The organism is Pedobacter cryoconitis (assembly GCF_014200605.1).
Lineage (GTDB): Bacteria > Bacteroidota > Bacteroidia > Sphingobacteriales > Sphingobacteriaceae > Pedobacter > Pedobacter cryoconitis_B.
This window is the reverse complement of sequence record NZ_JACHCE010000002.1, coordinates 640,296-655,035: the sequence shown is the minus strand read 5'-3', so window position 1 is coordinate 655,035 and position 14,740 is coordinate 640,296. Positions and strand designations below refer to the sequence as shown.

Below are 14,740 nucleotides of genomic sequence, written 5' to 3'. Positions count from 1 at the left end.
TCTGAAAGGTGATTACCATTTATAAGATAAAGCTAAACCAGGGATATAAGCAACAGTCTTGAAAGCTCCGCTTAAATTGGTTTCAAAATTGGTTTCATTCCTTGATTTGATGTTTTCATACAAGAAAGACAAATCAATACTGAATCTTTCAGATGCCTTGTAACCTAAACCTGCGCTTAACAGGATACGGTTAGCATCAGGAACTTCTGGCGTTACATAACCTTTGCCTACTGGTGTAAATGCATAAGCTGCACCTAATCTTAAAGCCAGACGGTCTGTAGCCATATTTTGAATACCTACACGTACCGCACCACCATCATGATAGTTTCTTGGAGAACTTGTATTTGGAATTCTTGAATTGTTGTTATAATCAAAAGCCAGTACTTTATACGTACTCCAGTGAACCCAGTTTGCATCAACTGCAATAATTGTTTTTGAAGACGGGTAAAATCCTAAACCAATAGAAGAGGTTGCCGGTAAAGGTAAGTTAGCGCTAAAGCTGGTCGGAAATCCATCTTTTAATGCATCGGGAACTCTAAAAATCGCATCTCCGTCTTTCACCTTTGCAGTTACCTGTGACCGGTGTGAAACACCAATGGTTACGCCAGATACAGTTTCTACATAGATACCTGCATTCCAGCCAAAATCATTGGAATGTCCCTTAAGCTGCGCAGTAGCAGAAGTACCGTCGTTCAGCGTAAGAGGAACCGCTCTTTTCAAATCAACCTTTCCTCTCGAATAAACCAGCCCCGCACCAATACCGATATGATCCGTAATTTTATAACTCAAAGTAGGCTGAACATAGATGGCCTGCAGATCTAATGAAGTCACGGTATACTTACCAGTCCAGTTCGGGTCCCAGTGTACGGCACCACCAAATGGCACATAAACACCCAAACCAAAACGAAGCCTGTTATTTGGATTACCAAATACAGCATAGGCCGATGGGTCTACTACGGTTTTATCTTTTGTATATTCTGTGATATTAGAACCATTCTCTTTGAAAGCAGCTTTCAGGAAAATTGCACTTCCCCCTGCCTGCACCCCATTCTTCTTTAAAAATGATACAGCACCCGGGTTAAAGAAAACTGCTGCTTCATCTAAAGCAACCCCTGTACCTGCACCGCCCATAGCGGTCTGCTTTTGTCCCTGAAGGTTAACCTGATAGGATTGGGAGTAGCCCAGAATAGGCACTGCCAGTAAAAAACTAAGTAAAATCTTTTTCATATTTGGTTAGTATTAATTGATAAGCATCTGCTATTATTTATGCAAGCATAACAATTAACGATTTTACTAAATAAATAAAACTTATCCAAATCTTATGACAGTTTTCTTTTATTCATTTAGTTCAGCACAGAATTTCAATATCATACCAAAGTAAAATCAGCAGTGCTTTTCATCAAAATTGCATAACATGCTTACATTTGTTAACACTGTTATTAATTAGATGTTGTAACAGCATTATAACCTTAGAATAATAAAATTATGAGTTTAATAGATGCGCTTAAATGGCGGTACGCAACAAAAAAAATGAACGGAGAAAAGGTCCCTCAGGCAAAGGTTGACCAAATTATTGAAGCAGCACGTCTTGCTCCTACTTCTTCCGGTCTTCAACCATTTAAAGTAATAGTGGTTACTAACCAGGAATTAAAAGCCAAAATCCAGACTGTAGCTTTCGGACAATCTCAGATAGTTGATTCTTCACATCTGCTGATCTTCGCAGCCTGGGAGAATTATACAGAACAGAACATCAGAGCTACTTTTGCACGTGCAAATGCAGAACGCGGCCTGCCTGATGAAACTCCATCGGATTATGAAATTCAACTGAGCTCAAACTATACTACAAGAACTGAAGAAGTAAACTTTAACCATGCCGCAAGACAAGCCTATATTGGTTTCGGTATTGCACTTGCAGAAGCTGCTTTATTAAAAGTAGATGCGACTCCAATGGAAGGATTTAATCCTGCAGAACTGGATGAGTTATTAGGCTTAAGACAAAGAGGGCTTCGCAGTGTTACTTTACTGCCATTAGGTTACAGAAGTGAAAGTGAAGACTGGTTGGTTAACCTGAAAAAAGTTCGTACCCCGCATAATGAATTCGTGATCGAATATAACTAAACTCACTCTATATTTTGAAAGGGAGTCCGGGAAACCAGACTCCCTTTTTTTATGTTTTATTAAACATTAGCGAGTGGACCTGTTCGTATTGACTAGGGTATGAGTCCACCTTTTTGCGGTAAATAGGTAGACTCCCTATGGAATTACACCAGAGTGGATATGGAAACATCCCCTACGCTTATACAAGTCTTCCCCTAAAACAGAAATCCTTCTGTAAATGTCAAAATATGTTAAAGGTTAAAGATCTTATGGAACCTCCTGCTTAATTCAATATATTAGCAAGATTAATTTTGTATCATAAGCTATTCATGAACTACTTTAAACTATCATTTGTACTCTCTATACTTTGCTTTTCTCTGAACTTCCAGGCATCAGCTCAACAGGACACCGCTATGCTAAGCTCTATTCTTAATAAATCCAAGATTATGGCAGAACAGCACCCTGTGGAAAAAGTTTATCTTCATTTCGATAAACCTTATTATAGCGTAGCTGATACCCTGTTTTTCAAAGCTTACCTTACTTCTGAACAAAACATTCCTTCGCCATTAAGTAAAGTGGTTTATGTGGACGTTTTGAATAGTCAGGACTCTTTAGTAAAATCATTGAAGTTACCCGTAACCAATAGTATGGCTTATGGAAGTCTGGAGCTTGATATGGTAAATTTCAAACAAGGAAATTACTATGTAAGAGCCTATACCACCTGGATGCTTAACTCCAGTATCGATTACTTTTTCACCAAAACTATTCCAATCGGGGAAGCAATTGACAAAAAATTAATTACCCATTTAACCTACAATAACGTACAGACTGATAAAAGCCAGGTCATCAATGCACAAATCCAGTTCAAGAACCTGGATAAAGTAATCCTCGCGAATAAGCCGGTTACCTGGAGCGTAGTTTCAAACTACGAAGTAGTTAGTAAAGGTAAAGGGGTTACCGACCAGAATGGTGTTTTAAAAATCAGCATCAGTCCGCGTAAAAATGAAATAATCACCAAAGGTGATCTGACTACCGAATTAAATATGGGTAACCAGGAAATCCTTAATTCTTCTTTTGTACTGAAACCAAAAACAGCAGCTACTGATATCCAGTTTTTTCCGGAAGGTGGCGAACTCATTCAGGGTATACCAACTCAGATAGCTTTTAAGGCAATTAAACAAGATGGTTTGGCTATTGAAGCCAAAGGCACAATAGCTGACAGTGACGGTAATCAGATTACTGCTTTCAACTCAACCCATTTAGGTATGGGCACATTTTACCTGAATACTGAGGCTGGTAAAACCTATAATGCAACGGTAATTTTCAGTGATGGCACTAAAAAAGTAATCAGCTTACCCAAAGCAGTTGAATCAGGAATCTCTGTACAGGCAAACACCACTAATCCTGGCCTGATCAATTTTAAAATTGTAGCCAGTGATACTTACTTCAAGCAAAATCAGGGTAAAAGTGTTTATCTCGTAGCGCAAAATGCCGGTCAGGTTTATTATGCTGCCCAATCCAAACTGCTGACACAAGTTACAGCAGCTAAAATACCAACGGACAAATTTCCTTCGGGGATTATTCAGTTAACCCTTTTTAATGCAACCGGTGAACCGATCAGCGAACGTCTTGTTTTTGTGCTTCACAAAAATGCAATGAACCTGACTTTAAAAACAGATCTTCCGGCTTATAAAGTCAGACAGAAAGTAAGGATGACTGTCTCTGCTAAAGATTCTACACAACGTTTGGTTGGAAATTTCTCGGTTAGTGTCACTGATCAGCAGAAAGTACCTGTAGATGAAAACACAGAAACAACAATATTAAGTTCTCTTCTGCTTACTTCCGATCTGCAGGGATTCGTTGAACGCCCTAACTATTACTTTGTTAAAACAGACGAGAAAAAACGTGCAGAACTGGATGTTCTAATGCTTACGCAGGGGTACCGCCGTTTCTCTTATAAAGAGATCATGGCTGGCAGGTTCCCTGCAAATACTTTTCTTCCTGAACAGGGAATGAGCATCACAGGTATGCTGAGAGACAGGACAGGAATGCCGGTCAGAAAAGGGGCTTTACGTTTGACCAGTCCGGGCAGAACACTTTCATCAGAAACCCTGACCACAAACTCTGGTCTTTTTGCCTTCCCTAACCTTGTTTTTGAAGATGGTGCAGAACTATTGATTAATGCAAAATATAATGCTGCAGGAAGCAATATGATGATTGTTCTGGATAATCCTCCATTCCCTGAGGTGACCAATAATCCGAACCTGGCAACCGAAGTTGTCAATATTGACAGTACTTTATCAGCTTACCTGGATAATAGTAAAAAACAATACAGCAATCTGCGTACCCTTAAAGAGGTGAAAATTACAGGGGCAACGGTTAAAAAGCCAAGCCATGCAGATTATACCGCTTTAACCGGGCTTAGCATGATGCCTGATCACCAGATTGACGGAGAACGGTTTTCGGGTTGTAACGATATGTTAATGTGTCTTAAAACAATGGCTATGGGCCTTACTTTTGATACAGATAAGTTTTTCATTACCCGCGATTATATGCAGGGGAACAAAAGTACGCCGGTACAGGTATTTATTAATGGAAATGCAGTAGATGCGATTAATCTGAGCAGTGTGCAGCCATCGGATGTAGAATCTGTAGAGATCTTCTTAAAAGATCAGCTGGGTCTTGTTTTCAAGAATTATAATTGCAATGGTGTAATCGTCGTGAACACGAAAAAAATACCTAAGTCTAATATGAGCCTTGCTGACTTAAAGAAAATGATGCCACAAAGCAATATGCTTAAGTTTACTCCTAAAGGATATACGAAAACAAGAGAATTCTATGCCCCTAAATACCTGACTCAAACCAGTTCTTATACTGGTAACGATTTAAGAACAACCATTTACTGGAATCCTAAAGTTGTAACCAATGCCACAGGCGATACAGTGCTTGAGTTCTATAACGCAGACGGCAAAGGTACCTACAGAGCAGTTATTGAAGGTCTGGATGCCAATGGTAATGTTGGCCGTTATATTTACCGTTACACAGTTAAATAATAACTGTGTTAACGGGAAACCTAACTGTTAATGTAACCTTCTAATTGGGAAATGGTCTGTTTCTGGTCTTCAATGATGAATTTAACTACATCACCAATAGAGACCATCCCAATGACCAGGTTTTCTGCTACAACAGGCAGATGCCTGATATGGCGGTCTGTCATGATCTTCATACAATGTTCCAGACTGTCGCCTGTCGAAACCGTAATCGGATGTGCGGTCATGACTTCACTTAAAGAAGTATCGGCAGAGGTTTTACCCTTTAGAACGATCTTGCGTGCATAATCTCTTTCTGTAAATATGCCTGATAATTGGCTGCCTTCCAGAATGAGCAGCGCACTGATGTTCTTTTCCATCATTACGCTAAGGGCATCCAGAACAGACGTTTCTGCTGTAACCGAAAAGATCTGTGCGGATTTAGTGCTGAGTAATTGTTTTACGGTTTTCATAACAGGTTAAGAATTAGCTAATTAAATTTACTAAAAAAAATCTTAAATAGTATACGCTTAACCTGTGTTTTTTATCAGTTTAAAACCCCCGGATGCTATTTCTTTTCTATCTGACATTTTAACCCTTCGCCGGTCATCACGCCTTCATACCTGTCATCTACAAAATTTTCGTCGTCGCAATCCCATAAAGAATATCCATTAAGATAACGGTCAAGATTTTTATTGATTCTTAGTTTAGTCCCTACAGGTAATTTAATCAACAGCTCTACATGCTGATCTCTCCAGTAAGCATTTTTCTGAAGATGAACTTCAGGACTGAATTTAAGTAGTGAATCTTTCTGTATAAAGTCGTAACGGATATTTTTCGCCTGGTTTAATGCACTCGCAAAATCTTTTCCTTTTGAGCTGTAACTCTCTGTAACCGATGGAATATTGTTATCACTTTTTTCTATTCTGATCGTTACATTTCTAGGTGCCGAGGTAGATCTTTCGGGATCTTTCTGAATAATTTTACCTGCATAAGCTGTGGAGTTCAACTGTAAACGCAAGCTATCTTCTTTGCTGAAAAACATAGATTTATCTATTTCCAATGTGTATACCGGATGTACCTGGAGTGACAAAGTTTGTGCAAAGGTCGCCTCTTCTTTGAATTCACTCCCCACTTTTGCGACAAAGAAAATACCAACAGAAAGTGCACATAACCAGCTTAACAACAAACCATAAGATACCATCTGATGAATCGGACGCGTGTTAAAAGCTACTCTGACTGAAAGTAAAATCACGCCCAAAAGCGGAATACCGATTACAAAAAATACAGCGGTACTGAAAAACGTCAGGTAAGATCCATTAATAATATTCAAAGGAAAAATCTGTGTCACCCCCGAATACCATACGCCTAATATTGCAGCCAGTGAGATGAAATCACCCAGGAGCAAAACTGATCCGGTAATCATCAATATAATAGCAATGAACTTAAAAATGATCTTTCCCGATCCCTGTAAAAAGGTTCCCAGAACAGTGATAAACTCTGTAATAAAATTACCCGACTGCTTAACTAAAGGCTGCAGATGTTCATTCGCATTTTTAAGGTTATCTTTTAAATTTGACAGTTCTTCTTCAAAACTTCTTTTGAAACCCTGTAAGTTAGCAGCCTCCCCTTTCATGGCCATTTTTTCGGCTCTGGTTGACGCTTTTGGTATTGCAATCCATAATACCAGGTAAGCGATTAAGCCCGACCCACCTAAAAAGATCGATAAAACAGTAACGATACGTAATATACTGACATCCATTTTCAGGTAATGGCTCAGACCAGAACAGACCCCTGCCACCATCGCTTCATCTGTATCCCTATAGATTTTGCGTTCTGCAAATGCAGTGGTATAAGGACTATTAAAATCAGTAGCCGGCTCTTCCTCTGCCCCTTCTTCAAAATCTTTAACCGATCCCATTAAACCAATCACTACCTGAACGTCTTCCAGTTCTATCACCTGCTTTTGTTGAGTATGCAAAATCTCAGTAAACATTTCAGCAATCCTGTTTTCGATATCTGAAACGATTTCAAAATCATCTGCGCTTTTCCCGAAATGCTGTTTAACCTCTATCAGATAACTGGTAAGCAATTCATAAGCACCCTCTTCAATGTGGATGATCGAGTTGCCGATATTTATATTCAATGTCTTTTTCATGGTTCTAAGGGTTAGTTTGGTTCTTTGATTTCGCTATTGCAAATGATAATTCTTGCCAGGTTCCGTCTAGCTGGGACAGTATTGAGGTCCCTAAAGGTGTCAATGTATAATATTTACGGGGCGGACCGGAAGTAGACTCAACCCAGTTATAACTTAACAGCCCATTGTTTTTTAACCTGGTCAAAAGCGGGTAAAGCGTTCCTTCAACAACCAGTAGTTTTGCCGACTTTAATTCGGCGATAATATCAGAGGCATAAATTTCTCCCCTTGATATAATCAGGAGCACACAATATTCGAGTATGCCCTTGCGCATTTGCGTTTGTGTATTTTCTGCTATCATAATTCAAAGTTATGTGTTTTATATAGTAATATGCAATACATAGTACTGTATAAAAACAAAATAAATTTATAAATACCTGATTTAAAGGTTAATAATTTTATTACAAAATAATTCAGGAAGATATTTGAAGCTGATTATCAGTCAGAAATGACCGGTTTTACAATTTGAAATAAAGATTTTAAGGGCCAAAAGATGTGGAGGCAGACAAATAACAGCCAAAATTTCCGGACAAAATTGTCGTCTAAATAGTACACAGGCAATCAACTGATTGTCATATAGTTGTTGAAAAAGCCTTCTTTTCTATAAAATAAAAAAGCACTATCAACAGAAAGAAATAATTATCAACATTTTAACATAATCTGAGGGTTTTGGCTCAGCGTTTGCCTTATGCTTAGTGGTCATTAAATACTCAGATATGCTTATAAAATTGAATCTGTTAACTCACACCTTTGCCAGGCATGAGCGTGTGAAACAAGAAAAAGCGATAACTCAAAAACAATGGGTTAATATCGATAGAGTGGTCATGATTATCCTGTTCCTGGCGGTGATTGCCGGAGCAATTATCTTTTCTTAAGAACCTAAATAATATAATTAATTTTTTTTAGCGTTCATCTTTTGATGAACGCTTTTTTTATGTCTACAACAACAGTGTATCTATCCTGTGCGCCATTACACGCTCTTGTAAAGGAGACCAGGAGTAAATGGTAAAATGCCCATCCTGTGAAGCAACCAGTGCTATAGCATCGTTCTGATCCTGTATAAACTGTGCAGCCGAAAGATGACGTGTCCCCCCTACTTTTGCCGGGTGCATTACGATAGCTCCGCCACCAGCAATGGGCTCAACAAATGATAGTTCTTCAATCAGTTCTTTGCCTTTCGCCCGGCCTATTTTAGCGCCAAATGCCAGAAGCTCATAATCATCACTGATTACTGTGGCCCCATCAATAGCAGTTAGCCCTGCAAGATGCTCTACCTCTCTTTTGAGCACAGTCTGCCAGAAGATCTGACTGGCCTGTTTTCTATCTTGTTTCAATAAATTGGATAAACCACAAAAAGCCGGCTGGATAGCATACTGAATAGGTTTAATAATAGATTGCAACCAGTTTTTATTTCCATTGGGTACGACCAGCAAAGTACCTCCACGCTGATGTGAACGCATAGATACAGCAAGCTGGATCAGCACATTCACAGTGTCATTCCAGTAAGAAGGTGCAGTAAGGTCCAGTAAAGAAAGTAACATAGGCGGACAATCCGGATGTCTTGCACTATTGACATCGACAATCTTAATCTGATCGCCCTTAAGTACAGCTATATTGGTAAATTTCCCAAATCCATATATCCTGCGGTGTTTGATGACCAGCAGTGCAGGTTCCGAGACATCTAATACAAAACAGAAATTAGGGATACTTGTAGTGGTCCCCCAGATATAAAGCTCTCCATCTTCCTGCCAGACCCCAATATGAATACCTGCACGCTCAACACCCGGAGCAATCTTGGTCAGAATGGTCGGATTAAGCGGCAGGCGGTTCTTAAAGAGTAATGGACTGCCCCCTTGTGCGGGAGGCAAAAAAGCCAGTGAAATTTTCGGGGAATGCCCTTCTTCTTTACGGATGCTTGCCCAAAAGGTAGCATCAATAATAGCCTCTACGATCTCTGCCGAAGGCAAAGGAGCAAGATCTTCCTCCCCACTTTCTCTGGCTGCAGCAAGATGCTGCGCAAAGATGGCTTCAACTTTAGGAGCGATAATTTGTGCCGCCTGATAAGTAGGTTTATAGATCATGGCTTAAAGTTAAGATATTAAATTATTTTTTCCATCGCTTTCTGCTCCATTCTGACTGCTCATCGGCAGACAAAAATGTCCAGGCCACAAAACGGCTCTGTTTCTGTCCCTGAGCCATTTCTACAGTTCTCACACCTTTAACACCTACCTTATCCAGTGCATAATAAACTGTCGAAAGATGCGCACTTTTGGAAACTAAACTGGTAAACCAAACGCATTGTTTTGCAATTTGTGCACTTTCTTCTATCATCTTCCGGATAAACTCAACCTCACCGCCTTTACACCATAATTCAGAACTCTGGCCACCAAAATTAAGCACTACTTCTCTTCCCTTTTGTTTACCCAGGTTACGGACTTTACGCTGACTGCCCATTTGTGCTTCTTCGGCAGAGGTATGAAATGGCGGATTACATAGCGTGATATCAAATAACTCTCCGGGTTTTACTACACCCTTGAAGATGTTTGCCGGGGCATTCTGGATTCTGAAAGTCAGATCCCTGGCCAGCGGAGGGTTAATTGCAGCAATATTTTCTGCCGAACTGATCGCCCTCTTATCAACATCAGAACCTACAAATGACCACCCGTATGCCTGATGTCCGATAATCGGATAAACACAGTTTGCTCCCACTCCAATATCCAGTACTTTGAGGGTATTGCCTTTTGGAATCTCATTTCCATTGACAGATGCCAGCAAGTCTGCCAGATAATGAATATAATCGGCCCTGCCCGGAATAGGCGGACAAAGATAGTTTTCAGGAATGTCCCAGTCTGATAAGCCATAAAAATGAATCAGCAGGGCTTTGTTTAATGTTTTTACTGCTTTAGGATTTGAAAAATCTATAGATTGATCTCCATAAGGGTTAATAAATACAAAAGGTTCCAGTTGCGGACAACTGTTAATTAATTGTGGAAAATCGTACCTTGAACGGTGCAGATTTCGGGGATGCAGAATTTGTTTTTCAACAGACATAATTTAACGCTTACCTCAAAGGTAAGCGTTAATTGACAGATTACCCTACGATTTAAAGGCAGGTGCTAAAAACTCTGCTGGCATTGCAGCAGCATTTAACATGAAATTATGCAGTTCATAGTTCTTGATAAATGGCTTTAACAGCTCACTGCCAGGACCAAACATGGTGAGTTCTACATAATCTGCAGTATGGTTCATTCCTGCCCATTGAACCAGTGTATATTTTCCCTGAATTTTTGCAAGTTCATTAAATGGCAGGTTAGCAGCATTGTATAATTCACCGGGAATCACATCCGAAAAATGTGTAAGTAATTGTTTGGCTTCGGCAGCGGTAATTCCAATTCCTGTACCTGCTTCAATTAATTCAGTTACATTTTTCTCACTCGAAGTGTTATTCAACTGATTCAGTATCCATTCATTGCTATGTTTAAAATGCTGAATACGGTCAAAGTCTTTATAAGTGTCGCCATAAAATAAACCAGGGTTCGAGTTTCCATGGTCTGTAGTGATAATGACTAATGTTTCTCCATCTTTTTCTGCAAATGCGATTGCCTCACCTACAGCTTCATCAAAGGCTAACTGATCAAAAATTAAACCTCCGGTATCATTTCCATGTGCTGCCCAGTCTACTTTACCACCTTCAACCTGAAGCGCAAATCCTTTGGGATTATCTTTCATCAGCGAAATTGCCTTATTCATCATTTCAGCTAATGAAGGAACAGTTTTCATCAGTTCAGGAGAGTTTTTACGGTCTATTTCATAAGGTAAGCCATCGGCCGCGAAAAGGCCGATTACAGGACCAGAGTTTTTAAGACTTAACATTTCATCTCTGTTCTGAGCTACTTTGAACCCCTGTGCCTGAAATTCAGGAAGAATACTTCCGCCTTTTCTTTTAGCGTTAAAATGTTCAGCACCACCCCCAAACATCACATCGAACTTCAATTTCAGGTACATTTCTGCAATCTCATCCTGTCCGTCACGGCTGTCTATATTTACACAGAAACCTGCTGGGGTAGCATGTGTAACCGGAACGGTGGTTACACAACCTGCTTTTTTACCGCTTTGCTTAAATTTCTGTAAAATTGGCTGTGGCATTTCCCCTTTCGGGCCCACATTTAAAGAGCCGTTTTTAACCCGCATCCCTCCGCCCCACGAAGAGCTTGCAGCAGCAGAATCGGTAACCAGTGAATTGGCAGATGCCGTATCCATCAATGCCCTGGTAACTTTAGAATCTTTGTATAATTGTATCCAGTTGGTCCCTTTACCAAAGGCGCGGTTTGCATACAGATCTGCCATATTCAATGTACCGGTACTCATACCATCGCTGACCAGCATAATCACATTCTTTGCCTTTTTAGCGAATGGCTTCGGCTGAGCTAACAATTGTGCCGGTGATAAAAATGGCAGACCTAATCCGGCCAGCAAACCTCCTTTGAGTAATGATCTTCTATTCATAAGCTTGTTCTGATTTAACAGCCCAAAAGTATTCTTCGGCTATGCGGTTAACTTGAACCTGGCATTACTATATTGTTAATAAAAACAAAAACCTCCTGTTTTTAATTAAACAGGAGGTTTCATAACTTGCAATTAAGCGTTTAATGATTTGTTCTTACGGCTTTTTCATTAGCACCATGTCCGCGTTTAGCACAATACAATCCAAAAATCAGGATGTACAGGTAACATAGTGCCGGCAAAATGAATGAACTTTGAATTCCCATAGCATCGGCAATACTGCCCTGAATTAATGGTAATAAAGCACCACCTAAAATTGCCATTACCAATAAAGATGATCCCTGGCTAACGTATTTTCCTAAACCTGAAATTGACAGGGTATAAATATTAGAGAACATAATAGAGTTAAACAGGCCTATACCTAAAATCGGGTATAAAGCCATGCTCCCTTTACTGAAAACTGAAACAAGTAATAACGCGATATTCACCCCTGCAAAGATTACCAGCGTACGTGCCGGAGCAGATTTACCGATCACAAAGGCAATAATGTTCAATACAATAAAGACGATAAAGAAACTTGTTTGTGCAAAAGTAAGGTCAACGATACTGAAGACCAGTAAGTATACAGCTGCTGCGGTAAGTACCATATAAATCAACTTTTTTGCCTGTGGCAATTCACTAAGTGAGATTGAGCCTAAAAACCTTCCGATCATTGCTCCGCCCCAGTACAGGGCAAGGTAGTTTTTGCTGACTACTTCTGTCAGGTTGGTTACATCCGGTTGCTCCATAAATGCTATCAGCAGGCTTCCGATTCCAACTTCTGCACCTACATAACAGAAAATCCCGAAGATACCCATTTTTAATTGCGGGAATTTCAAGGCTCCCAGACCCCGCTCTGATGATTCCTCACTACTGAAAGATGGAAGTTTTACCCTACTGATTACTATGGCAAGCAGAACCAGGATACCGGCAAAAATCAGATAAGGGATACGGGTAGAATCTGCTGATGCAGCCCCGTTTTTTTCAAGGAATAGGGTAAATATTAAATGTCCGCCCAGAATCGGGGCGATTGTGGTTCCGAATGAGTTAAAAGCTTGTGTCAGGTTTAAACGGCTCGATGCACTTTCTTCCGGGCCTAATAAAGTCACATAAGCATTTGCAGTGATCTGTAAAATGGTAAAGCCTAAACCCAGCACAAATAAGGCAGCCAGAAAGACCCCATAAATGGAAAGGGTTGCTGCGGGATAGAAAAGACAGCAACCGACAGCCGAAAGCAGTACTCCTGCAATAATTCCTTTCTTATAACCAACTTTGTTAACCGGGTCCCCGTTGAAATAGGAGATCAGGAAGTAAATTAATGACCCGATAAAATATGCACCAAAAAAAGCAAACTGAACCAGCATTGATTGTTGAAAGTTCAAATTAAACTGCACTTTTAAATGCGGAATTAAAATATCATTCATGCAGGTGATGAATCCCCACATAAAGAAAAGGAGCGTCATTGTAACAAGAGGGATAATAGAACTATTTTTTTTAACGGGAGTAGTGGTTTCCATGTTTGATTAAAATATCTGAATGAGTTAATTGCTGAAAAGAGCTGTTTTTAGCAGCTTCTAAATCGAATCAGCAAATAAAAGAAAATAAACTGTTTCCTGGACGGAAAATTGTGTTGATTAGGTAAAAATAACATTGTATCAGGGTATTAAAACCAAATATTTATTTAATTCAGTAAGTTTGATCGACAGCTAATACTATGCGAAGATTAATCAAGAGTTTTGGATATGCGTTATCCGGAATTGCTTATACCGTAAAAACGCAAATGAATTTTAAAATCCACCTGGTTGCTACGCTGCTGGTTGGAATTGCAGGATGGTATTTCCAACTCTCTGGCCATGAATGGCTATGGATTATTTTGGCCATTGGTCTTGTATTGGTTGCCGAACTTTTAAACACTGCAATTGAACTTTTGGTTGACCTGGTCTCTCCGGATTTCAACCCAAAGGCTGGAAAAGTGAAAGATGTGGCTGCCGGCGCTGTAATTGTAGCTGCTTTTATCTCAGTTATTATTGCAGCTATTATTTTTATTCCAAAACTAAGCTGATATGCTCCACAAAACCCGTGGGATAGTCTTAAAAACAACATTATACAGTGAAAACAGTGTAGTGGTACAAATCTTTACAGCCAAATTCGGCATTCAGTCTTATATGATTAATGGCGTAAAGAAGCCAAAAGCAAAGATTAAAATGAATATGCTGCAGGCACTTCACCTGGTAGATATGGTTGTTTATCACAAAACCAATTCCAGTATACAGCGTATTTCTGAACTCAGGCCTTCTCCTGTATTCCGTACTATTCCTTACGATATTATCAAAAGTACGATCACTATTTTTCTGAATGAAGTACTCTATAAAAGTATACGTCAGCAGCATGCGGACGAAAATATATTTGATTATATCTTCAATGCCATATCCTGGTTTGATGAAACAGATCAGGCAAGTGCCAACTTTCACCTTGCTTTTTTATTAAAACTTTCCAGGTTTTTAGGTTTTGCACCGAGTTTGGAGACTAAAAGCGACCAGAGTTATTTCGATTTACAAGAGGGGGAATTTAAATCACTGACCCCTGTTCATCCTTATTTTATAGAAAAAACAGCCGCAGAATTATTTATTTTACTCTTCATCACCCCTTTTGAAAAATTAAATGAAATAAAAATAGATAATACAACAAGGAGACTTATCCTCGATAAAATACTGATATACTACACCTTACACACCGCATCTTTTGGAGAAATAAAATCTCACCAAATATTAGAAGAGATCTTATCTTAAAAATATTAAAAAAGTTTTGGAGTTTTAGTTTAGAGGTGTATATTTGCACTCCCAACAACGAAGAAGGTTAGTCAAATAGCCAGATC

13 protein-coding genes are annotated in these 14,740 nt (G+C 39.4%); 5 read left to right on the top strand and 8 right to left on the bottom strand.

What is annotated here, in order from left to right:
- Nucleotides 1-12: 12 nt before the first annotated feature.
- Entirely contained in the window at nucleotides 13-1,227 is a 1,215-nt protein-coding gene (locus tag HDE68_RS08885) for an OmpP1/FadL family transporter (RefSeq protein WP_183881039.1), read from the bottom strand.
- A gap of 258 nt (nucleotides 1,228-1,485) precedes the next feature.
- On the opposite strand from HDE68_RS08885, the gene HDE68_RS08880 reads away from it, so the two are divergent.
- The gene (locus HDE68_RS08880) at nucleotides 1,486-2,118 is read left to right on the top strand and encodes an NAD(P)H-dependent oxidoreductase (RefSeq protein ID WP_183881037.1); all 633 of its coding nucleotides are present in this window, start codon (nucleotides 1,486-1,488) and stop codon (nucleotides 2,116-2,118) included.
- 425 nt (nucleotides 2,119-2,543) lie between these two features.
- Nucleotides 2,544-5,150, top strand: a complete 2,607-nt coding sequence (locus HDE68_RS08875) for a carboxypeptidase regulatory-like domain-containing protein (RefSeq protein WP_260171717.1) — start codon at nucleotides 2,544-2,546, stop codon at nucleotides 5,148-5,150.
- Nucleotides 5,151-5,170: 20 nt separating this feature from the next.
- Here the strand turns inward: HDE68_RS08875 and HDE68_RS08870 are convergent, their stop codons facing one another.
- The 3 genes from HDE68_RS08870 to HDE68_RS08860 all read right to left on the bottom strand — a co-directional run bounded on the left by HDE68_RS08870 (nucleotide 5,171) and on the right by HDE68_RS08860 (nucleotide 7,624).
- On the bottom strand, nucleotides 5,171-5,599 hold the full coding sequence (locus HDE68_RS08870; protein WP_183881033.1) for a CBS domain-containing protein: 429 nt from the start codon (nucleotides 5,597-5,599) through the stop codon (nucleotides 5,171-5,173).
- Between the two features lie 95 nt (nucleotides 5,600-5,694).
- Nucleotides 5,695-7,284 (bottom strand): PspC domain-containing protein, encoded by a 1,590-nt coding sequence (locus HDE68_RS08865; RefSeq protein ID WP_183881031.1) that lies wholly within the window; start codon nucleotides 7,282-7,284, stop codon nucleotides 5,695-5,697.
- Between the two features lie 4 nt (nucleotides 7,285-7,288).
- The gene (locus HDE68_RS08860; protein WP_183881029.1) at nucleotides 7,289-7,624 is read right to left on the bottom strand and encodes a PadR family transcriptional regulator; all 336 of its coding nucleotides are present in this window, start codon (nucleotides 7,622-7,624) and stop codon (nucleotides 7,289-7,291) included.
- A gap of 415 nt (nucleotides 7,625-8,039) precedes the next feature.
- On the opposite strand from HDE68_RS08860, the gene HDE68_RS08855 reads away from it, so the two are divergent.
- Nucleotides 8,040-8,198, top strand: a complete 159-nt coding sequence (locus tag HDE68_RS08855; RefSeq protein ID WP_183881027.1) for a hypothetical protein — start codon at nucleotides 8,040-8,042, stop codon at nucleotides 8,196-8,198.
- Nucleotides 8,199-8,261: 63 nt separating this feature from the next.
- Here the strand turns inward: HDE68_RS08855 and HDE68_RS08850 are convergent, their stop codons facing one another.
- The 4 genes from HDE68_RS08850 to HDE68_RS08835 form a co-directional block, all read right to left on the bottom strand.
- Nucleotides 8,262-9,404, bottom strand: coding sequence for a putative sensor domain DACNV-containing protein (locus HDE68_RS08850; protein WP_183881025.1), 1,143 nt, complete (start codon nucleotides 9,402-9,404; stop codon nucleotides 8,262-8,264).
- 22 nt (nucleotides 9,405-9,426) lie between these two features.
- Nucleotides 9,427-10,374 (bottom strand): 23S rRNA (adenine(1618)-N(6))-methyltransferase RlmF, encoded by a 948-nt coding sequence (rlmF, locus tag HDE68_RS08845; RefSeq protein ID WP_183881023.1) that lies wholly within the window; start codon nucleotides 10,372-10,374, stop codon nucleotides 9,427-9,429.
- Between the two features lie 45 nt (nucleotides 10,375-10,419).
- On the bottom strand, nucleotides 10,420-11,829 hold the full coding sequence (locus HDE68_RS08840; protein WP_183881021.1) for an alkaline phosphatase: 1,410 nt from the start codon (nucleotides 11,827-11,829) through the stop codon (nucleotides 10,420-10,422).
- Between the two features lie 140 nt (nucleotides 11,830-11,969).
- A complete protein-coding gene (locus HDE68_RS08835) occupies nucleotides 11,970-13,382 on the bottom strand; it encodes a sugar MFS transporter (protein WP_183881019.1) in 1,413 nt (470 codons plus the stop codon).
- Nucleotides 13,383-13,579: 197 nt separating this feature from the next.
- Here HDE68_RS08835 and HDE68_RS08830 point away from each other — a divergent pair, with 197 nt between their 5' ends.
- Both HDE68_RS08830 and recO read left to right on the top strand, forming a co-directional pair.
- Complete coding sequence (locus tag HDE68_RS08830) at nucleotides 13,580-13,927, top strand: diacylglycerol kinase family protein (RefSeq protein ID WP_183881017.1); 348 nt, start codon at nucleotides 13,580-13,582, stop codon at nucleotides 13,925-13,927.
- 1 nt (nucleotide 13,928) lies between these two features.
- Nucleotides 13,929-14,654, top strand: a complete 726-nt coding sequence (gene recO / locus HDE68_RS08825; protein WP_183881015.1) for a DNA repair protein RecO — start codon at nucleotides 13,929-13,931, stop codon at nucleotides 14,652-14,654.
- The last annotated feature ends 86 nt before the right edge of the window (nucleotides 14,655-14,740 follow it).

Bases quoted from the DNA above. Each gene is read 5' to 3' on its own strand.
- HDE68_RS08840 (WP_183881021.1), bottom strand. From the start codon at position 11,829: ATGAATAGAAGATCATTACTCAAAGGAGGTTTGCTGGCCGGATTAGGT.
- HDE68_RS08830 (WP_183881017.1), top strand. From the start codon at position 13,580: ATGCGAAGATTAATCAAGAGTTTTGGATATGCGTTATCCGGAATTGCT.
- HDE68_RS08850 (WP_183881025.1), bottom strand. From the start codon at position 9,404: ATGATCTATAAACCTACTTATCAGGCGGCACAAATTATCGCTCCTAAA.
- HDE68_RS08865 (WP_183881031.1), bottom strand. From the start codon at position 7,284: ATGAAAAAGACATTGAATATAAATATCGGCAACTCGATCATCCACATT.
- HDE68_RS08860 (WP_183881029.1), bottom strand. From the start codon at position 7,624: ATGATAGCAGAAAATACACAAACGCAAATGCGCAAGGGCATACTCGAA.
- rlmF (WP_183881023.1), bottom strand. From the start codon at position 10,374: ATGTCTGTTGAAAAACAAATTCTGCATCCCCGAAATCTGCACCGTTCA.
- recO (WP_183881015.1), top strand. From the start codon at position 13,929: ATGCTCCACAAAACCCGTGGGATAGTCTTAAAAACAACATTATACAGT.
- HDE68_RS08880 (WP_183881037.1), top strand. From the start codon at position 1,486: ATGAGTTTAATAGATGCGCTTAAATGGCGGTACGCAACAAAAAAAATG.
- HDE68_RS08835 (WP_183881019.1), bottom strand. From the start codon at position 13,382: ATGGAAACCACTACTCCCGTTAAAAAAAATAGTTCTATTATCCCTCTT.
- HDE68_RS08870 (WP_183881033.1), bottom strand. From the start codon at position 5,599: ATGAAAACCGTAAAACAATTACTCAGCACTAAATCCGCACAGATCTTT.
- HDE68_RS08875 (WP_260171717.1), top strand. From the start codon at position 2,544: ATGGCAGAACAGCACCCTGTGGAAAAAGTTTATCTTCATTTCGATAAA.
- HDE68_RS08855 (WP_183881027.1), top strand. From the start codon at position 8,040: ATGCTTATAAAATTGAATCTGTTAACTCACACCTTTGCCAGGCATGAG.
- HDE68_RS08885 (WP_183881039.1), bottom strand. From the start codon at position 1,227: ATGAAAAAGATTTTACTTAGTTTTTTACTGGCAGTGCCTATTCTGGGC.